Here is an 18708-nt window from a genome sequence, read left to right on the forward strand (position 1 = left end):
TATGCTTGTAAAGCAATTGCTATACAAGAGGTATACTCATGAAATCAGATGTTCAACTCAATCTCAGAGCCAAAGAATCCCAGCGGGCGCTTATTGATGCCGCCGCAGAGATCCTCCATAAATCACGTACAGACTTCATTCTGGAGATGGCCTGTCAGGCAGCCGAGAATGTGATCCTCGATCGGCGTGTATTCAATTTTAACGATGAACAGTATGCTGAGTTCATTGACATGCTAGATGCCCCGGTCGCGGACGATCCGGCCATAGAAAAACTGCTGGCAAGGAAACCGCAGTGGGACGTGTAACAGCACCAGAGCCGTTATCCAGCGTTCATCAACTGGCGGAGTTCGTCAGTGGAGAGGCCGTGCTTGACGAATGGCTAAAACAAAGAGGTCTGAAAAACCAGGCGCTCGGCGCAGCCCGAACATTTGTCGTTTGTAAAACGGGCACGAAGCAGGTCGCGGGATTTTACTCGCTGGCTACCGGCAGTGTTAACCATACGCTAGCGACGGGGAATCTGCGGCGTAACATGCCGGATCCCATTCCCGTGATTATACTTGCCCGTCTGGCTGTGGATGTCTCGTTACGCGGAAACGGGTTGGGAGCCGATTTACTCCACGATGCGGTTTTACGCTGTTATCGGGTAGCTGAGAATATCGGGGTGCGAGCGATCATGGTTCATGCACTCACTGAGGAAGCCAAAGCGTTCTATATCCACCATGGTTTTAAAGCATCGCAGACTCAGGAACGGACACTGTTTCTCCGGCTTCCCCAGTAGCGATAGTCGGATCGCCGCACGTAGCGGCGGGATTTTAATGGAATGAATGTTTAGCGCGTCTGGCTGATAAGCTTGCGCCAGACTCTGTTATGCAAAGTAAATAGCAGCATCTTATAGAAAGCGGTAGAGAGGATACAGATACCGCTAAGCCCAAGCATGACAATACTTACCAGCGCCGCGGTCAGACTGACGCCCGGAGAAGAACTACCGCTCAGCGCGGCCAGCAGATAGGCTGCCGTTAATACCAGGCTTAGCATCGCCAGCGTAAGATGTAACCGCACGGCACGCATGCTACCTTTGCCAATCATAAACATCGTCACTCCGTTGATGCCAGCGAAGAGCAGGGCGATCAGCACGACCCACACGAATACGCGCTCTGCTGGCTGGCCGAGTGCGGCGAGTACGCCATACCCCAGCCACAGTTGCGGAATGGCGAAACTGACAATCACCCCGAGCGTACTGACCGCCGCCGGAATACCCATGGTATGTAGTCCCACAGGCTTAACCATATCTTCAGCCAACTGCGTCTTAAGCAGCTGCAACTGTGTCGGGGCGGCATTTTTTATGCTGGCGGACACCTCGTTACAATATTGCAGGCGACGGGTTAAAACTTTAAACATTTATATACTCAGCGTTTAGTTAGGTAAAAATGACTGCAGCACACCAACTACATAACGCCCTGACTGGACGGTATTTTGTGGGTTGCGGATAGTCCCTGTGAGTGAACTCCCCACAAAGGCCGATGCGTTGTTGACCGCACTCATTAACTCGCGCTGCAGTGATTTTTGTAACGATTCGCTGGGGAAACGTTTCGGATAAACACCTGCACGGATCGCGGCCTTTACGCCAGCACTGGAGATGCCTGGATTCTGCGCTTTAATAATCTCTTCCGTGATGCGCTTACGCTCGGCACGGCTCATGCTCTGGAACCAGGCGGTAACTTTACCTGAAGATGCCGCTTTCATCAGCTTGTACGTTTCTAAAGTACCTCGTAGCGCGGTTCCTGCCGCAGTCAGCGAAATGACATCCAGAACCGTTGTGGTGGCAACGTACCAGTCCTGGCTGTCGAGCCAGGCAACATCGGAACCATGGTCGTTATGGATAGCCAGCAGACGGCCCGCGCCAATCATGCATTGTGCTCCCGTAGCCAACGTGCCGGACAGGCTAATCGCCGCAATCACGCCGGATCCGCCAGCGGTAAAAGGCACAGCCGCACCGGCACCAAACGCCATGACAAGCGTAACAATCATCGCGCCACAGGCGAAACCGGTTGAAGTGATTTCAGTCGCAAGTGACGGCGTGGTTAACGTCGCCACCACGGCTTTTTCCGCACTGGTTTCCTTAGCATCCGGAATTTTACTGATGACCACATGGCTGACGGTGCTCTGATTCACATCAGCAATGCGTCGTGACGGACGAACCAGCCAGCGTTGCTTGCCATCATCGAAAATGATGCCGACATTGTAAAAGTTACGTGTACAGTCGAGCTGCGCGGCTAGCTTTTTAAAGTCGATATCAGTACCGGCCTGTAGGCCAAGGCTTCGAGAGAGATTATAAGAGGGAAGGGTGCTGTCAGGCGACTGCTGACCGGGTAGATTCATCAGAGAGCTCCTTCATCCCGTGAGGACTGTGAATTAGCAGGGTAATTTATTGAAAAATTTATGATTCCAACCTTAAGACTTAGATAATAGCAGTGTCAACTCAGCGATCAAATCACAAACTCATTATCACCACAGGTCATTTAACATAATATACATTATACGTACTAAGGTTGTAACAGCAAAATTGTAATGTCCGTTCTGGGATAAGGATAACATCACATAGATTCACCATCGAGGGATTCTGATCGAGGGATTCTGATGACGGCACACGCAGCGGAGTTTTTCACTATGGACAAAGTTAACCGACTCAAAATCATTCAGGACGTTGTCGTCCAGCCTCTGACCACACTGATGGCCGCGCAGCGCCTTGATATTTCAGACAGTCACAGCCAACGCCTTCTGTTGCGTTACAATGAATCTGGCCCACTGGGTATGGCTGGCCGTTGTCGCGGGAAACCCGGCAATAATCAACTACCGGATGGTCTTGCCCGGTACGCATTCAATATTATCCGCGAACGCTATACTGACTTTGGGCCTACGCTGCCAGCGAGGAACACGAAGAACTGCACGATGTTCACCTGTCAAAATATTGGGAAGTACATTGAGGTCTGGCATTACCCGGATGGCCGGAAAGAACTCAGGCTAAACGGAGTCATCCTTCCCTACTCCACTTATAATCGTATTCAGGAAATTGATTAGGCTGCTATCGTGGACAACAAGCGCCTCGGGCAGATTCTTAGTTTATTAAGCTGGTTCAGGACAAACGTTAGAAGATTATTTATACTCTGAATTCTTTTTCCGGTAGTGAGTGACCTGTATGGAAGAATGATTAATGCCCGACATGAGCGAAGAACGGAAGTTCTGAATGCTACTAACATTGAGATGCCTTGAGTCATAACAAGCAAGTCAACATAGTTGGCTTAAGGATAATGATCAATTTCAGCTGATAACTAATAAATGGAAATGTTTTACTATAATAAAATGTGGTTTTGAGGGGTTAGGGATTGAACTTATATGAAATTTTATAGCATAGATTATCTACAAATGCAGTCTAATATCAATGACTATTTAAAATACATAGTTATATTTAGTACTTTATTTATCTTGATCGTTGTTTTTAGCCTGTATATGCGTCATCGACTGCAAACCAAATATCGTGACTTAACAATCATAGTTTTCTTGTTTTTGCTCTTCATTTCTGGTGTTCAGTATGCTGATTATACTGATAGTCAAAATATACATTCCCAATCCTCGCAGATGGTTAATTTTGTTAGGCTCCTATCACAAAAAAAAGATGTGAATGTAAATGCTATATTTTCCAGTTCCGTACAACTCTCTGATGGCATTATCGTTAAAATTAGTGATGTTTTTTATCGCGTCAATTTGAGCCCGGATCAAAAAACATACAATTTAGTAGAGGTTTCGTTAGTAAACCCAGAAATAGAAATCATAACAAACTGAGGTGTGGAAATGATAATTTATTTACCTATCATTATAAAGTTGGGCCTGGGGATACTGTGTTTAATTGTTCAAATAAATCTTATGGGAAAAGGAAATCTGGCCCCCTCATCTGCAATGGACCAGGTTCAAAACTATGTGCTGGGGGGAATTATAGGAGGCGTAATTTACAACGAATCTATATCGGTTCTTCAATTTATTCTGGTACTAATCATATGGACTCTTTTGGTCTTCGCTCTTAAATTCCTGAAGGAAAACAATCGATTAATTAAAAGGATAATTGATGGGAAACCGATTACCTTAGTACACAATGGCAGTGTTAATGTTAAGGAGTGTTTACGGAATGGTGTTTCTGCAAATGATCTAATGTTCAAATTAAGAGCAAATGGAATTTATGAGATAGAACAACTAAAACGCGTCGTTCTCGAACAAAATGGGCAATTAACCATCATACAAAGTGGCGATGAAAATATACGCTATCCAATTATAGTGGACGGTTTGGCCAACCATGACCTGCTAGAAATCCTTAATAAAGACAGTGAATGGTTAGAAACTGAAGTTACAAAGAAAGGCTTCAGTAAAATTAGTGAAGTATATTTAGGTGAGTACTTGTCAGGTAGGATTAATTTATACGGATATGAAAAATAACATCCAAACAATAACACCATTTTATCAGGAGGCAGCCATTTCTGGTGTGCCTCCGCCTGAGAATATTGACATTAACGTCCGCTCCTGGCACGGATCAAATATTTGAGCTTTGCGCTGCCCCGGGCATCTGAACTTGGCTTTGACAATGATGTGGAGACTCAATATTAATCTAAAACGTTATGATTAAGAGAACATATTTTTTGTTCTCGCCAGCAGGAATGCTGTAACTGAGGTGGCGTCAGTGATTTTGCCGTCACGTATTAATTGAGCAAAGGCACTAATTTTAATTTTTTTCACCGTCAGGCCGTATTCTTCCTCCTCCAGTTGCTGGCCGGTAAATGTCAGCTCCGTGGCAAGGTAAATATGATAACCCTGGGCTGAATAACCCTGTGCGAGCTTTTGATAACCGACGTACTCCATTTTCCCGGCGCTTAACCCGGTTTCTTCTTTAAGCTCGCCTCTGGCAACGTCTTCAGGTGCAGCGTCGCGAGAACATTCCCAACTTCCCTGAGGGAGTTCTGTGGTTCTCTGGCCCAGAGGGTATCGGTATTGTTCAACCAGATAGATTTCATCATTCTCAACCGGAATGATGACCACGAAATCATCTTTTTCAATGACGGAATAAAGCCCCTCGCTCCCATCGGCTCTCAGAATCCGGTCTTCCTTTAGCGACATCCAGCGGTTACGATAAATCTGTCTCGATTCCAGTGTTTTTATCTCTTTCTTCACGGTAAGCCCCTGATTTCTTTACTTGTAGCTCTCTAACAGTAACGTTAACGCCTTCACCGTGCAATACATCAACGCTCATAACTGTCGTTACGGTCTTGCGTGTTCTCTACGGCAGTCACCTGCACATCCTTAAAGCGCAACCCATCCACACCGGAAATTTTCCCGAACTCTGACGCGTCAATCAAAATTCCCTCCAGCGTTAACCCGGTCACAGGACGCTCCGGATACCCCTCAATGAAAAATGCACGCGAGAAATATTTGTTGTCTGAGCGATGCGCCGACATATTTTTAATCGTCAGTCCGCTGACCGCAGTAAGACCGGCTTCGCCCTCAACACCTTCAGCCAGCTTGCGCCAGTGTTCTGGTTTATCAGATAAATTTCCCCGGTCGCCATAGCTGTACTGCGGAAACCAGTTCAGCTGGATCAGCACCGGGAAACGTACGTCCGTAAGATGTAAATTTTGGACGGTGATATCACGGATAAATCCGCCCCGGTTGCAGGCCGACTTAATGCGAAACCCGACGCCCGTACCGTTAAACGCGTTATCTTCTATCAGGACGCGTTCAATGCCGCCTGAGGTTTCGCTCCCCAGCGTGATCCCGGACCCCTTATTCAGCGTACAACCGCGAATCACTATATCCCGTGCTGTACGTGCTTTTTGCGCCGCTTCGCGTCCTCGTCCTGATTTTATGCAGATATTGTCGTCATTACAGGAAACAATGCAGCGTTCAACCCGCACCTGTTCACAGGAATCGATATCAATCCCGTCGGTGCTCGGCCCCGCAGAATTGCTGATTTTCACGCCCTCAACCGTGATATGGCGCGAATAACAAAGGTGCACGTTCCAGAATCCGGACTCCCGACTGGTAAAATCACGCAGCAGAATGCTCTGGCTTTCAAAGACCAGAATATTGCGCGGGCGCTGACAGTCGTAATCAACCACCCAGCGCAATCCTCTGGCGCTGTAATCGCCGACCATGCCGCTGCGCTCGTCATCGCCCCAGAAGCGTCGCCACCAGATAACACCCTGCCCGTCTATCGTACCTGTACCGGTAATACTGACGTTTTCACAATCGATGATATTAATAATGCCTGCCGGCCAGCGCATATCAATGCCGGCCACCCGGGTGTTTATCAATGGATAATCAGCCAGATCCTGGCTTCCAACGAGCTGTGCGCCAGCGTCCAGGCAAAGCGAAACACCGCTTTTCAGAAACAGTGCTCCGGTCAGAAAACGGCCTTGCGGAATAACAATGACATCGTTCTGTTGAGCGCTATTTATGGCCAGCTGAATGGCAGACGTTGACAGGCGTTGCGCGGTTGGGTCCGCGCCGCACGTCAGAATGGAGACCGCTTTCATGGCTTGTCCTTAAACAGATGAAAGCCTTAGTCTAGAAATCCGCGTGAAGGATAACCTTTGTCTGTTTGACAGCCACGCGGTCAGGCTGGCAAAAAAGCAGATATTTACTGGCTTGCGATCACCGCAACGCCCTTTTCTTTCAGAGCGCTCACCCAGCGTTCATCCGTTGTGTTTTCAACAACCAGCGTATTCACCAGCGACAGGTCGCCAATCACAAACGCCGAGGCCGTGTTGATCTTTTCCGGTGAGGCCAGTACCACCGTTTCCGCTGCTCTGCCGGAAAATGCACGTTTGATGCACGCTTCTTCGTAATCTCCGGTGGTCAGCCCGGCCTCAGGATGGACGCCGGTGACCCCCATGAAGAACAGATCCGCATGAATATTATTGATGCCTTCAATAGCGGCCGCGCCGACCGTGACGATGGAGTGTTTATACAAACGACCACCAATCAGGATCACCTCTATGCATGGATGGTCGACCAGCCCCAAAGCGATACCCGGGCTGTGCGTCACCACGGTTATCCGTAAATCGGGTGGTAAGAACGTAATAAGTTCGGAGGTGGTCGTCCCGCCATCAATGATCACCACCTGCCCCGGTAAAATGAGCTGCGCGCCTCGCCGTGCCACGCGTTTTTTTGCATCCATTTTAACGGACTGACGCTCGGCAAAAGGCGCAATCGCTGACGATGCTGGCAGTGCACCGCCGTGAACACGCTGCAAACGCCCTTCTGCCGCCAGTTCACGTAAATCCCGGCGGATAGTGTCCTCAGACACCGAGAAAAAGAGGCTGAGCGCAGTAGACTGGACCTGACCTTCCGCCTCCAGTTTTTCCAGAATCAACTGTTTACGCTGGCTTGTGAGCATGAATTATTCCTGTTGTTGCACGATATGCCTTGTATTTGCACGATAGTGCTGTTTATGATGCTTACTCTACGAGAGGAGAGCCAAACGTGCAATCAAAACGTGCAGATATACGCATTATCAACAGCGAAACGTTGTCCGACAACTGGTATAACCTGAAAAAATACACTTTTGACCTCCAGCGCAGCGATGGCGACTGGCAGCGACAAGAGCGTGAAGTGTATGACCGGGGGAATGGCGCGACGATCCTGCTCTATAATCGCGACAGCAAAACCGTCATTCTGACGCGTCAGTTCCGTTTCCCGGTGTTTATAAATGGTCACGAAGAGGATCTCATTGAGGCGGCCGCCGGGTTGCTCGATAACCTTGACCCGGAAAGCCGGATTAAGGCCGAAGCGGAAGAAGAAACCGGGTATAAGGTGACGCGCGTAGAGAAAATTTTTGAGGCCTATATGAGCCCGGGCTCGGTTACCGAGAAACTCTACTTCTATCTGGCGGAATATCATCCGCAGGATCGGACCAGCGCGGGCGGCGGCGTTAAAGCAGAGGGAGAAGATATCGACGTACTGGAAATGACGCTGGACGACGCGCTTCGGGGCATTGAAAATGGGCAGATTGTCGACGGAAAAACCATCATGCTGCTCTATCACCTGGCCCTCAAAGGCATTTTATAATCTCACCATTAGCCAGATACCTGCCCCGGCGCAGGTATTTGCCTGTGCTATTCTTGCTGAACACCTCAACATGGAGATGCGAAAATGGCCGACTGGGATCCCTCTCTTTATCTACAGTACAGCGCAGAACGAACACGTCCCGCCGCTGAGTTACTCGCCCGGGTGCCGCTTGCTGACATAACCTCTGGCGTGGATTTGGGCTGCGGGCCAGGCAACAGCACCGCGCTGCTGAAACAGCGCTGGCCTTCTGCGCAGATCGCCGGCGTGGATAACTCTCCGGCCATGCTGGAGGAAGCCCGACAGGCCCTGCCAGACTGCCACTTTGTTGAGGCGGATATCCGGCACTACAAACCTGACCAGCCGCTCAGCCTGATCTACGCCAACGCCTCACTGCAATGGATCCCGGACCATTACCACCTTCTGCCACACCTGGTTTCACTGCTCCAGTTAAACGGCGTGCTGGCGGTGCAAATGCCTGACAACTGGCTTGAGCCGACGCACGCCCTGATGCGTGAAGTTGCCTGGGAACAGGGCTACCCCGATCGTGGCCGCGAGCCATTGCCGGGTATCCATGCCTACTACGATATTCTGACGGAAGCGGGATGCGACGTGGATATCTGGCGCACCACTTACTTCCATCAGATGAGCTCTCATCAGGCGATTATTGACTGGGTCAGCGCTACAGGGTTACGCCCGTGGTTACAGGAACTCAACGAAAGCGAGCAGAAAAACTATCTGAAACGCTACCTTGAGCTGCTGGAAGAGCAGTATCCGCTCCAGGAGAACGGGCAGATACTGCTGGCTTTTCCGCGCCTGTTTTTGGTGGCTCAGCGGGTTCCGTAAGCCGGATCAGGAACGCGCTTCCTTGAGCAACTGCTGAATCACGGCCTCCTGCTTGTCATAGCTCCCCTCGCCAAACGCGGTGTAACGCAGTTGCCCTTTCGCATCGAAATAGTAATGTGCGGGCCAGTACTGATTTCCGAACGCGCTCCAGATTTTGTAGTTATTATCCGTCACTACGCGGTACGGCAACTGCCATTTGTTGACCGCGTTTTTCACCGATGATAACGGCTTTTCCCAGGGGTATTCCGGGGTGTGGACGCCAATCACCACCAGACCTTCAGACTGATATTTCTTCGCCCAGTCACGCACATGCGGAAGGGTATGCTGGCAGTTGATACAGTCCCAGGTCCAGAAATCGATAAGCACAACTTTCCCACGCAAGGCCTCAGACGTGACAGGGTCACCGTTAACCCAACCCGTACCGCCGCTTAATGACGGTAGCTGGCTGCCCGGCGTCGCGTCAGCGACCGGTTGCAGTTTCACCTGCGTGGAGGTTGGTTGCGCAAGGCTCAACAGGGCGTTTTCCAGCTGGTCGGCAACACCGTTGGCGCCTTTCAGGGCTGAGGTCATTCCGCTGGCGTTGAACGCAACGGCGGCTAACATCATCACTCCCGCTCCCTGACGCAAACGTGCCATCAATGCGGATTTGGCTCTCAGAGGGGTTATCAGCTTACGGCCCCCCGCGACAAGCAGCCCCAGCATCAACGCGCACCCGCTGCCGTAAGCGGCTAACAGCGCTCCGGTTGCGATGGCCGAGTGGCCCGCAATATTAATGCTGAAGATCGCCCCGAGAATCGGTCCGGAACAGGGGGACCACAGCAGCCCAACGGCCAGCCCTGCCAGAAAAGCCGAAACCAGACCGCGTCGCTGCATGCTGTGGGTATTGAGAACGTTTCCCGCGCTGACCGCCGGGCGGGCAATGCGCTGAGCGAACTGCGGGAAGATCAGGGCCAGGGCGGCAATGCTCAGTACCAGCAGCGCAATCCAGCGACCGATAACGGTGGCGTCAGCGATCCACTCGCTGGCAACCGTTACTACCATCGCCACCAACATGAACATCACAATCATTCCCGCCAGAAGCGCCAGAATGTGTTTGCGCTGCCCCTGAAAGCCGGCGAACAGCAGAGGAATGACGGGAAGCGTGCACGGACTGAGCAGACTAATCATGCCGCCTAAAAAAGCGATTATCATAAACATAACGACCTCACGATACGGTTGCTGCGAAGATGCAGTGAGGTCATTTCATCGTACGAATGTGTTCAGGCCGTGTTTGAAAAGCTGGATTTTGTCTGCCTGCGTATCGGCGCGGGGTGCAGATACACAGGCGTACAATTAACCGCGCGGAAGGATCACGCTTACGGCCAGCCCTCCCTCTGCCCGGTTTGCAAGATGCAATTTCCCGTCAAGCTGGGCGGTGAGCTGCGCGGCAATGGCGAGGCCTAAGCCGGTGCCGCCCGTTTCCCGGTTGCGCGACGTTTCAACCCGGTAGAACGGCTGTAACACCGCCTCCAGTTCTGCCTCCGGGATGCCAGGGCCGTTATCCATAATGCGGATCGCTACCTGCCTTTCATTTTCATCAATCTCCATTACCGCGCTCTCGCCAAACTTCAGCGCATTATCGAGCAGATTGGTCATTACCCTGCGCAATGCCTGGGGACGAGTGACGATCGGCAGACGCGCATTGCGTGCATGAAACTGCACGTTTTTACCAATGTCCTGATAATCACTGGCGATGCTGTTAACCCACGCATTCAGCTCCAGCTTCAGCGTGGTCTCTTCCAGAGATTCTGATGACCGGGCATAGGCAATCCCCTCCCGTACCAGGCGCGACATATTATCCAGGTCGCTCAGCAGCTTATCGCGGAGTTCGGGCTGATCCGCCATTTCGATCCGCAGCTTCATGCGCGTGATGGGCGTCTGGAGATCGTGAGAAATGGACGCCAGAATCTGCGCGCGTTCACGCAGATAGGTCTGTATCCGCGACTGCATCTCATTAAAAGCGTGCGCTGCCTGGCGCACCTCAACCGGACCTTTTTCAGTCATCGGAGAATGGGCCGCAGGATCGAGGGAATCAACCGCGCGCGTGAATTGCAGGAAGGGCCGGACAACCTGGCGCACGGCAACCCAGGAGCAGAGCGCGACAAGTAACAGCTGAAGAACCAGCACCACGGGCAACCAGCTGGCGACAGGCGGCATGCGCGGGATCAGATCGATGGTGAGCGGTGCGCCGTCGCGGAGCGTCAGATGGGCCTGAATATGGGAAATCGGCCCTGGCACCGCCGTAAACTGAAGCGGATATTGGGCTGAAAGCGTCTCTTCTGCGGGCAACGTTGAGATTCAGCCAGGCGGCCTCACGATGTGCCGTCACACCGTTAATTCTCAGGCTGAGGATCCCGTTGAGTGTTTCAAGAAAATGCCCGGACTCCTTGGCACCTGCATCCCAGGCATCTTCTGCCGACTGTCGAAGGGACGGATACCACAGTGCCCTCAACACACCATAGAAAATGGCTGCAAGTACGGCGATCAATGTCATTTCAGGACTGTACAGCAGCATCATGCAAAGCGCAGTCACCACGAGCAACACATCCAGAATACCTTCCAGCACTTGCGTAGTCAGCGCCTGCTGGATGGTATCTACCGCCTCAAAACGAGCATTAATACTCCCCTTACTGCGTGCATCAAACCAGGCCAGAGGAAGATGGACCAGATGATGGAAAACCCGTGCTGTCCACTGCATGTTAAAATTGACGGACAGTGTAATACTCGCCCACTGGCGGGCCAGTGACAGCAGCATCTGGGTCAGTGACATCAGCAGAAGCGCAATAATAATGACGGTCAACAAACTCTGGTCGGCAGCCACCAGGACTTCATCAATCACCAGCTGGTTGAGAAGCGGGCTTCCCAGTGTCAGGATTTCGAGTGCCACGGCAAAAACGATAATTCGCGACATTGCCGACAACAGACCCGGTGTTTTACCTGTCAGTTGGCGCAGATGGATTTTTTTCCTTTCATCCCGAGCGGTAAAATCACTGGCTGGCATCAGCTCCAGCGCGACGCCGGTGAAATGTTTTCCAGCATCCTGTAGGGAGAGCGTTACTTTTCCCTTTTCCGGATCATGAATAACCAGCCTGCTTCCGCGAACTTTATGTAGCACAACAAAATGATTCATGTTCCAGTGGAGAATACACGGGAGAGAAAGGGATCTTAGGTCCTCAAGCTCCAGCCGAACTGCCCGGCTGGATAATCCGATACCGGCCGCACATTCAGTCAGTCTCTGCAGGGTCATCCCTTGTGAGCTGATACTGAAACGTTCGCGCAGTGTGGGTAAGTCTGTTTGCAGACCATGCCAGCAGGCCATCATGACTAGGCATGCCAGACCACATTCCGCTGACTCTGTCTGTCGGGTGAGAGGAAGCTGTTTTCTCCCGGTCCATTTGAGTGTATCCATCACAGCTTTCCTTTCAGGCTCCAGAGCGGCTCAGTCAGCCACTCCCACAAATTGCGGGTATCCAGGCTGACATCCCCCTCAAGAACCATGCCGGGGCGCAGGGCTTCCTGTTTCCCATAAGCCAGAATAAAAGTATTTTCAGGTTCAACGATGACGCGGTAATGACCTTCATTCTCCTTCCAGGTCACAGGAGATACGGAGAGTAAATCAGAAGATGTCAGCGTTGTATGGCTTATTTCACGGATAGTCCCGTACTGCACACCAAACTTCTGATAGGGGAAGGCAGAGAACCGCAGGGCAACACGCTGCCCCGCCTGAATAAAGCCAGCATTCTGACTGGTAGCATAGAGTTCTATCTGCAAACGGGCATTGTCGGGAATGAGGGTCATGACAGGTTCAGATGCCCTGACAGACTGTCCCTGTCTGACCAGCACAGCAGCAACGGTTCCGGATACCGGTGAAGTCAGCGTGAAATTTTCCTTACCTGCCAGTTCGTCCTGCTGTTGCCTGATCACCTGCAACTGCCTGTCCATTTCAGCCTTCCGGCTTTCACCCTGAACGATGAGATGGTCAAGGTCGTCTTTAGCAGCCTCCATCGCGGTGTGCAGTTGCAGAAGCCCCTGACGCTGATCCTCAACGTTTTGCTGTGACGTTGAAACGTCAATCTGCTTCTGCTGGTATTCGATATCTGATACGTAATGCGTATCAGCAAGTTTCTTATAGCGCTCCATAACAGACACGGCCAGCGCAGCCTGATGCACGGCAAGTGACAGACGCTTTTCTGCACTTTTAACCTGAGGTTTCAGGGAAACTATTCGCTGTTGTATGGCATGCTGCTGCTGACTGTTGTCACGCAATTCCAGGGTCTGTTGAGAAGTCAGCATTGTAAACTGAGTTTGTAGGGAAAGTCTTATAGCAGCGAGTGTACCTGCCCCCTGTTCGTTGAAATGTTCACCGCTGATATGATAAAGAGTCTCACCGGCAATAATGTGTTGACCTTCTGAGGCGGTCAATTTGGTTACGTAGCCAGCATATTGAGGAGTGATTTTTACCAGCCCGGATGAGGGCATAACGATTCCGGAAAGGTGAGCCTTACGTGTATAGCTACCATAAAGAATAAAGAGTATCAGGCACAGAAATATGAATAACGTTGTGAGTGCGCTTACTGATAAACCGAATGACGCAGGTAAGACAATCTCACCATAATCAGAATCTGTTTGATGATTTAAAGCCTCTTCCCTGAAGATATTCATATCCCAAATACCCTTCAAAAATTTAACGACAAAACAAAAGCATTCATGCACGAATGAATTATAATAGGATAAAAAAGCCCTCTGCTTCTTATTCTAACTATTAATAGCAATATTGACACCAAAAAAAGAATGGATTGATCTAAAATGTTATAATACTGTCCATGCATCAGACAAAAAGACAATGAAGTCAATATACATGGGATAATATACTTTTTATTAAAAATTGAGTGGAAAACACCGAAGATACAGCCCCTGTATATAATCTCCTCATAATATGGGACTACGAAGGTGGCTATTATAAATGCTATAAAACTAATATGGGAAGGTCCATAATGATATAAATTATCCCTGTAAAGATAAACATTATACTGAACCAGCAAAATGACAAACAACACAACAATAGAAAATTTTATTGAAGTTAAATCTCTACTTGGGCGTAATTTAAAACCATCCAACTTCCTTAAGTAAAAAATATACTAGAAAAATGCAATTGAAAATTCCGCAATAAACAATAAGAAAAATGACACATCGAGAGTAAGATAGCGGAGGGTTATGGATGGCGATAACGTAATTATTATTGAGATAACAGACGCAATAAAAAGAACAATTACGTTTTTCTTACTATAAATGAATGGATAGACATGCCTAAAGATTATCATGTTCAACCTATTATTAATTCATATTTTATATAAGAATCAACAAATATGGCTATGATATCGTAATCATTTTTTGATATCATGCACTTTAACTTCAGTGAACATTTGTAATGATTCCATTCTGCAACACAACAATTTTTATCGGAGTGTACTTTATTTACTTTTAAACCTATTCATCAAGTTAACGCCCCATCGAGTTACTGCTATTAATACAATCAACGCAATAAGAAACCTTGATATAATCCCTGGCCGTGATACTTCGTCAAACTCAAGAACTTCAGCGTATTTCAAAAGGGTAAATGCGATAATGAAAAAAAATAAGTAAATTAGGAAATTTAAAAATTGTTTCATGCTTAACCCGATACTTGTGATTACATTAACTTTATCAAAAATAATAACTCATCATGACTACTTCGAATAATCATTAAATATCGAAACACCTAGAATAACATTCAGTTATAATGAGCTTTTAAATTATTATCACACACAACTCAAATTACTTACCAACGGCATTGTCCGGGGCCGTTGTAATTATTACTTTTATCTTTACTACCACGATCTGAAAAACTATCTTTTGTGCACTGACCAGCTATAGCTCCACCAATTACCCCAGCGGTCATACCCACTGGCCCCCCAGGAGAGCCGGCGATTAGACCACCGATGATTCCTGCGCCGCATGAGTCAACGCCCTTGTAAATAGAGCCATTGTTTCCTTTTGAATTACCAGATTTAGAGCTGGTGTTACGACTACCGGCACCTTCATAATTACCGCTTCCATTGCCGCCACTTACTAATGCTATCTCATTAAGGCTTAATGCTCTTATATTCGACATAAATCATCTCCATTTAATTTAGTTTTGCATTTTGTGCTAAAAAAATATCTTACATTACTTAATGTAAAGAAAGTGTATTTATGTAAGCAAATGTAAATAAGCTATTGAACTTCGTAAACCGTAGCTCCATTTGGGAGCAGTTCAGCTCCTGCATGGGCAGGCCTATAACACGAAATCGACCTGGAGGTACGGTAATGTTCAGGCATCTTTTCTGACGTCCAGCGCGCAATCACTTCTGCGTCGTAACAGATTTTACAGCCATGGCGCATCGCTTCGTTACGGACGTGCCAGAGTGTTTCGGCTTCTTCGGGCCTGGCTTTTCTTGGCATTACATACTCCTTTATGGATAAATCTGAATAACAAAAGCACGACCAACTGGAATGTGATATTGATGAAATATCAGAACCCAAACAAATGATAACGCTCAAATATGGAGATCACCGGATGACGATACCCACGCTTACGACAGAACGCTTATTACTTAAACCCCTTGTTGCCGCCGATGCCGTCCAGATCCAGCAACGCTATCCGCGCTGGGAAATTGTCCGCTATATGGTGGCTTCAGTCCCCTGGCCCTACCCGGAAAACGGTGCAGAAAATTATGTTAACAACGTTGCACTACCCGATATGGCCAAAGGGATTGCGTGGTTCTGGACGATTCGCCGTCGCGAAGCGCCTGACGAACTGATGGGGTTGATTTGCCTGTATGACGTGGAGGACAACAACCGGGGCTTCTGGCTCGCACCGGAATTTCAGGACCAGGGATATATGCGGGAAGCGAGCATTGCGGCAACGGATTACTGGTTCAATACGCTCAATAAACCGGTGTTACGTGCGCCGAAAGCGGCGGCCAACAGCCGCTCCCGACGTATTTCAGACAGCAGCGGCATGCGGCTTATCAGGACGGAGAAGAAAGCCTACGTCAGCGGCATGCTGGACTCGGAACTGTGGGAAATCACCCGCGACGAATGGAATGCCCGTCAGGTCAGCTGATAATGCTTATCAGGCATCAGTCTTTCAGGGATGTTCTCTTCATCGTTCATCTGCAACAGATCGCGCTCCATCATGTTGCAGATGGCGTCCAGCGGCAGATCGTTATCTTCCGTCCCAAACGGATCTTCCAGCTCTTCCGCCAGCGTGTCCAGCGAGATAAAGGTGTAGGAAATCAGCGCAGAGACAAAGGGCGTCATGTAATGCAGATCAACTACCAGCGCAAACGGCAGCATGATGCAGAACAGATACACCGTCCGGTGCAGGATCAGCGTATAGGCAAACGGGACTGGCGTGTTGGCGATACGCTCACAGCCAGCCAGCACGATGGACATGTCATTCAGGCGGTTGTTGAGGCTGTGAAACAGGATGTCTGAAAGGTGCCCGCTACGCCGCCGTACGGCCAGCCACTCCCCCATGATCAGCAGGATACGGTTCGCCGGCGAGTTGGCGCCCATCACGTTGCGTAAATCGTCTGGAGCCAGATAGCGGGACAGCTGATCGGCATTGGTTTCTCTGCGCAGGGTCATACGCAGACAGTTAGCAAACGCGATTTGCAGGCGGACAAACTCTCCGAGATGTTTATCATCCGGTAAGGTGTTTTTTACCTCGCGAAACAGCGAGCGCGCCGCTATCATCAACTGCCCCCAAAGCAGACGCGCCTCAACGTAGCGCGAATAACAGGCGTTATTACGGAATCCCAGGAAGATGGCGATAGCCACGCCCAGAATGCTGAACGGCGCGACGGTAAACCGAATGCCCAGCGAGGTATACCACGGCAGCATGACAATCACGGCGATGGAAAGCAGGAAGTTAAGCAGCAGTCGGGTATAAATTTTGGGGAGTACCGAACCATGCCAGACAAAAATCAGTTGCAGCCAGTGCTGTTGAGGACGAACAATCATAATCAGCTTCAGAAAAGTAAAGAGCGCGGCTATTAAACGTGATCACCCTCACGGTTGCAAGCATGTTAATAACTCATTGCATTTTCTGACCTGTTAAGCCTGAACCGCACGGTGCTGCATGTGCTTTTTAAAAAAATGACGCATAGTATGTTGTAACTAAAAGTAATCTGTAAAAAACCCGGCCAACGCCGGGCATCATGATTAGCAGAGCGGTTTCACCGCATCGCGCATGCCTTTGCTTAAAATCGCATCCAGATCCTGCGCAACCTGTTCTACCAGTCCGTTCACCTGAGTCAGATCCTGCTCCCAGTGCTCGCTCACGCTTAACACTGACGATACCAGTTCACGGGTAGTGACCTGTTTGTCGTGATGTTGCGTCCACAACTGCTGGTAACGTTCAAGCCAGTGCGCATCGTCCTGCACCGGATAAGGCTCACCGTTGCGTTCGGCGCGGTAGAACGCAATCAGCGCCGCCAGGGCAAAGGTCAGGCGTGCTGGCAGTTTGCCGGTCGCCTTCTGCCCTGCCAGCAGTTGCGGCAGAATGCGGGTGCGGTATTTGGTCATCCCGTTCAGTGCAATCGACAGCAGCTGATGCTTAATGTACGGATTACGGAAACGTCCCGTTACGGCACTGGCGAAGGAGTGCAGCTCGTCGCGCGGCAGATCCAGGACCGGAATAATCTCCTCATAAATAGCCTTCTCTACGAACGCGCAAATTTCCGCGTCGTTCATGGCTTCCCCTACCGTATCCAGGCCGGCCTGAAAAGCGACCGGAACCAGCGCCGTGTGCGCGCCGTTGAGGATCGCCACCTTACGCTCTTTATACGGTTTGATATCGTCAACAATCAGGACGTTGAGTGGGTATTTATCCAGGCGCAGTTCAGCTGCAAGTGATTTCGGCCCCTGAATAACAAACAGATAGAAATGTTCCGCCGTGTCGAGGAAGCTGTCGTGATAGCCCAGCCCGGCTTCCAGCTCTGCCACCTCATCACGCGGATAGCCGGTAACAATGCGGTCAACCAGCGTCGAACAGAAAGTGTTAGCATCATTCAGCCACGCAATGAATGCCGCCGGCAGCGCCCACTCCTGTGCATAGCGCAGCACCAGTTCACGCAGGGCATCGCCGTTGTAGTCGATGAGTTCGCAAGGAATGATAATCCAGCCTTTATCCGCTGCCCCGTTAAAGTGGGTAAAACGCTCGAACAGCAGACGCGTCAGTTTGGCCGGATAGCTGACAGCTGGCGCATCGTCAAACTTATCCCCCGCGTGATAGCTGATCCCCGCCTCCGTGGTATTGGAGAAGACAAACCGCATGTCCGGGTTATGGGCGAGCTTCAGAAATTCATCGTACTGGCTGTAGACGCTGATTTCACGATTCACGGAACGAATAAGACGCGCATCGCTTACCGCTTCCCCCTGCTCATTCAGACCGCGAATAATCGTTGTATACAGACCATCCTGGGTGCTCAGGGACGGCGGAAAATCGCTCTGGATCGGCCGCACAATCACCACACCGGCATTGAGATTGGTATGCTCGTTTAAGAGGTCGATTTGCCAGTCAACGAACGCGCGCAGGAAGTTACCTTCGCCAAACTGGATGATACGTTCAGGATAGCGCGCACCGGGGAAATCACGACGGTTGAGTGTGTTCACAATGGAGGTCCTTTATGA

General features: G+C 49.9%; 18 protein-coding genes and 4 pseudogenes. 9 read left to right on the forward strand and 13 right to left on the reverse strand.

What is annotated here, in order from left to right; all coding sequences use genetic code 11:
* The first annotated feature begins 38 nt into the window (after positions 1 to 38).
* Both H2Z33_RS19685 and H2Z33_RS19690 read left to right on the forward strand, forming a co-directional pair.
* Positions 39 to 305, forward strand: coding sequence for a DUF1778 domain-containing protein (locus H2Z33_RS19685; protein WP_003857131.1), 267 nt, complete (start codon positions 39 to 41; stop codon positions 303 to 305).
* A complete protein-coding gene (locus H2Z33_RS19690; RefSeq protein ID WP_058689392.1) occupies positions 293 to 778 on the forward strand; it encodes a GNAT family N-acetyltransferase in 486 nt (161 codons plus the stop codon). The genes H2Z33_RS19685 and H2Z33_RS19690 overlap by 13 nt, the downstream gene beginning before the upstream one ends.
* Before the next feature lie 50 nt (positions 779 to 828).
* Here H2Z33_RS19690 and H2Z33_RS19695 read toward each other — a convergent pair whose 3' ends face one another.
* Together H2Z33_RS19695 and H2Z33_RS19700 are read right to left on the reverse strand one after the other, a co-directional pair.
* On the reverse strand, positions 829 to 1398 hold the full coding sequence (locus H2Z33_RS19695) for a hypothetical protein (RefSeq protein WP_063134591.1): 570 nt from the start codon (positions 1396 to 1398) through the stop codon (positions 829 to 831).
* 15 nt (positions 1399 to 1413) lie between these two features.
* On the reverse strand, positions 1414 to 2379 hold the full coding sequence (locus H2Z33_RS19700) for a hypothetical protein (protein ID WP_063134590.1): 966 nt from the start codon (positions 2377 to 2379) through the stop codon (positions 1414 to 1416).
* 258 nt (positions 2380 to 2637) lie between these two features.
* On the opposite strand from H2Z33_RS19700, the pseudogene H2Z33_RS19705 reads away from it, so the two are divergent.
* The 4 genes and pseudogenes from H2Z33_RS19705 to H2Z33_RS19715 all read left to right on the forward strand — a co-directional run.
* Positions 2638 to 2966, forward strand: a pseudogene (locus tag H2Z33_RS19705) (ISNCY family transposase); the annotation flags it as partial.
* A gap of 1 nt (position 2967) precedes the next feature.
* Positions 2968 to 3146 (forward strand): annotated as a pseudogene (locus tag H2Z33_RS23615) (ISNCY family transposase); the annotation flags it as partial.
* A gap of 247 nt (positions 3147 to 3393) precedes the next feature.
* Positions 3394 to 3840 (forward strand): DUF3290 domain-containing protein, encoded by a 447-nt coding sequence (locus tag H2Z33_RS19710; RefSeq protein ID WP_014069654.1) that lies wholly within the window; start codon positions 3394 to 3396, stop codon positions 3838 to 3840.
* A gap of 9 nt (positions 3841 to 3849) precedes the next feature.
* Positions 3850 to 4485 (forward strand): DUF421 domain-containing protein, encoded by a 636-nt coding sequence (locus H2Z33_RS19715; protein WP_015570517.1) that lies wholly within the window; start codon positions 3850 to 3852, stop codon positions 4483 to 4485.
* A 183-nt stretch (positions 4486 to 4668) separates the two neighbouring features.
* Here H2Z33_RS19715 and H2Z33_RS19720 read toward each other — a convergent pair whose 3' ends face one another.
* The 3 genes from H2Z33_RS19720 to H2Z33_RS19730 form a co-directional block, all read right to left on the reverse strand.
* The gene (locus H2Z33_RS19720; RefSeq protein WP_032671141.1) at positions 4669 to 5214 is read right to left on the reverse strand and encodes an NUDIX domain-containing protein; all 546 of its coding nucleotides are present in this window, start codon (positions 5212 to 5214) and stop codon (positions 4669 to 4671) included.
* A 68-nt stretch (positions 5215 to 5282) separates the two neighbouring features.
* Positions 5283 to 6575, reverse strand: coding sequence for a glycoside hydrolase family 28 protein (locus H2Z33_RS19725; RefSeq protein WP_063135163.1), 1293 nt, complete (start codon positions 6573 to 6575; stop codon positions 5283 to 5285).
* Between the two features lie 104 nt (positions 6576 to 6679).
* A complete protein-coding gene (locus H2Z33_RS19730) occupies positions 6680 to 7438 on the reverse strand; it encodes a DeoR/GlpR family DNA-binding transcription regulator (RefSeq protein WP_045341969.1) in 759 nt (252 codons plus the stop codon).
* Between the two features lie 86 nt (positions 7439 to 7524).
* Between H2Z33_RS19730 and H2Z33_RS19735 the strand changes: the two genes are divergently transcribed.
* Positions 7525 to 8109: an NUDIX domain-containing protein gene (locus H2Z33_RS19735; protein ID WP_017382349.1), complete on the forward strand. Its 585-nt coding sequence runs from the start codon at positions 7525 to 7527 to the stop codon at positions 8107 to 8109.
* An 84-nt stretch (positions 8110 to 8193) separates the two neighbouring features.
* Positions 8194 to 8952 carry a trans-aconitate 2-methyltransferase gene (gene tam / locus H2Z33_RS19740; RefSeq protein WP_032669878.1) on the forward strand — a complete coding sequence of 253 codons (759 nt, stop codon included), beginning with the start codon at positions 8194 to 8196 and terminating at the stop codon, positions 8950 to 8952.
* Positions 8953 to 8958: 6 nt separating this feature from the next.
* Here tam and H2Z33_RS19745 read toward each other — a convergent pair whose 3' ends face one another.
* The 6 genes and pseudogenes from H2Z33_RS19745 to H2Z33_RS19770 form a co-directional block, all read right to left on the reverse strand.
* Complete coding sequence (locus H2Z33_RS19745; protein WP_063135162.1) at positions 8959 to 10149, reverse strand: cytochrome c biogenesis protein/redoxin; 1191 nt, start codon at positions 10147 to 10149, stop codon at positions 8959 to 8961.
* Positions 10150 to 10284: 135 nt separating this feature from the next.
* Positions 10285 to 11271: pseudogene (locus tag H2Z33_RS19750) on the reverse strand (ATP-binding protein); the annotation flags it as partial.
* A pseudogene (locus H2Z33_RS19755) lies at positions 11270 to 12400 on the reverse strand (cysteine peptidase family C39 domain-containing protein); the annotation flags it as partial. The pseudogenes H2Z33_RS19755 and H2Z33_RS19750, both read right to left, overlap by 2 nt.
* Entirely contained in the window at positions 12400 to 13653 is a 1254-nt protein-coding gene (locus H2Z33_RS19760; protein ID WP_032624257.1) for an HlyD family secretion protein, read from the reverse strand. The pseudogene H2Z33_RS19755 and the gene H2Z33_RS19760, both read right to left, overlap by 1 nt.
* Positions 13654 to 13667: 14 nt before the next feature.
* Positions 13668 to 14048: a CPBP family intramembrane glutamic endopeptidase gene (locus H2Z33_RS23620; RefSeq protein ID WP_176486262.1), complete on the reverse strand. Its 381-nt coding sequence runs from the start codon at positions 14046 to 14048 to the stop codon at positions 13668 to 13670.
* A gap of 761 nt (positions 14049 to 14809) precedes the next feature.
* Positions 14810 to 15142 (reverse strand): hypothetical protein, encoded by a 333-nt coding sequence (locus H2Z33_RS19770; protein ID WP_023300105.1) that lies wholly within the window; start codon positions 15140 to 15142, stop codon positions 14810 to 14812.
* 444 nt (positions 15143 to 15586) lie between these two features.
* On the opposite strand from H2Z33_RS19770, the gene H2Z33_RS19775 reads away from it, so the two are divergent.
* Positions 15587 to 16135 (forward strand): GNAT family N-acetyltransferase, encoded by a 549-nt coding sequence (locus tag H2Z33_RS19775; protein ID WP_058689382.1) that lies wholly within the window; start codon positions 15587 to 15589, stop codon positions 16133 to 16135.
* On the opposite strand, the gene H2Z33_RS19780 is transcribed toward H2Z33_RS19775, so the two are convergent.
* Positions 16123 to 17037, reverse strand: a complete 915-nt coding sequence (locus H2Z33_RS19780) for a bestrophin family protein (protein WP_063135161.1) — start codon at positions 17035 to 17037, stop codon at positions 16123 to 16125. The genes H2Z33_RS19775 and H2Z33_RS19780 overlap by 13 nt on opposite strands.
* Before the next feature lie 201 nt (positions 17038 to 17238).
* The gene (locus H2Z33_RS19785; protein ID WP_047741284.1) at positions 17239 to 18690 is read right to left on the reverse strand and encodes a tagaturonate reductase; all 1452 of its coding nucleotides are present in this window, start codon (positions 18688 to 18690) and stop codon (positions 17239 to 17241) included.
* Positions 18691 to 18708 lie beyond the last annotated feature (18 nt).

It is taken from the genome of Enterobacter sp. YSU (assembly GCF_016082135.1).
Taxonomy (GTDB): domain Bacteria; phylum Pseudomonadota; class Gammaproteobacteria; order Enterobacterales; family Enterobacteriaceae; genus Enterobacter; species Enterobacter hormaechei_C.

Bases quoted from the DNA above. Each gene is read 5' to 3' on its own strand.
- H2Z33_RS19695 (WP_063134591.1), bottom strand. From the start codon at position 1,398: ATGTTTAAAGTTTTAACCCGTCGCCTGCAATATTGTAACGAGGTGTCC.
- H2Z33_RS19710 (WP_014069654.1), top strand. From the start codon at position 3,394: ATGAAATTTTATAGCATAGATTATCTACAAATGCAGTCTAATATCAAT.
- H2Z33_RS19700 (WP_063134590.1), bottom strand. From the start codon at position 2,379: ATGAATCTACCCGGTCAGCAGTCGCCTGACAGCACCCTTCCCTCTTAT.
- H2Z33_RS19760 (WP_032624257.1), bottom strand. From the start codon at position 13,653: ATGAATATCTTCAGGGAAGAGGCTTTAAATCATCAAACAGATTCTGAT.
- H2Z33_RS19780 (WP_063135161.1), bottom strand. From the start codon at position 17,037: ATGATTGTTCGTCCTCAACAGCACTGGCTGCAACTGATTTTTGTCTGG.
- H2Z33_RS19730 (WP_045341969.1), bottom strand. From the start codon at position 7,438: ATGCTCACAAGCCAGCGTAAACAGTTGATTCTGGAAAAACTGGAGGCG.
- H2Z33_RS19775 (WP_058689382.1), top strand. From the start codon at position 15,587: ATGACGATACCCACGCTTACGACAGAACGCTTATTACTTAAACCCCTT.
- H2Z33_RS19770 (WP_023300105.1), bottom strand. From the start codon at position 15,142: ATGTCGAATATAAGAGCATTAAGCCTTAATGAGATAGCATTAGTAAGT.
- H2Z33_RS19685 (WP_003857131.1), top strand. From the start codon at position 39: ATGAAATCAGATGTTCAACTCAATCTCAGAGCCAAAGAATCCCAGCGG.
- H2Z33_RS19745 (WP_063135162.1), bottom strand. From the start codon at position 10,149: ATGTTTATGATAATCGCTTTTTTAGGCGGCATGATTAGTCTGCTCAGT.
- tam (WP_032669878.1), top strand. From the start codon at position 8,194: ATGGCCGACTGGGATCCCTCTCTTTATCTACAGTACAGCGCAGAACGA.
- H2Z33_RS19725 (WP_063135163.1), bottom strand. From the start codon at position 6,575: ATGAAAGCGGTCTCCATTCTGACGTGCGGCGCGGACCCAACCGCGCAA.
- H2Z33_RS19715 (WP_015570517.1), top strand. From the start codon at position 3,850: ATGATAATTTATTTACCTATCATTATAAAGTTGGGCCTGGGGATACTG.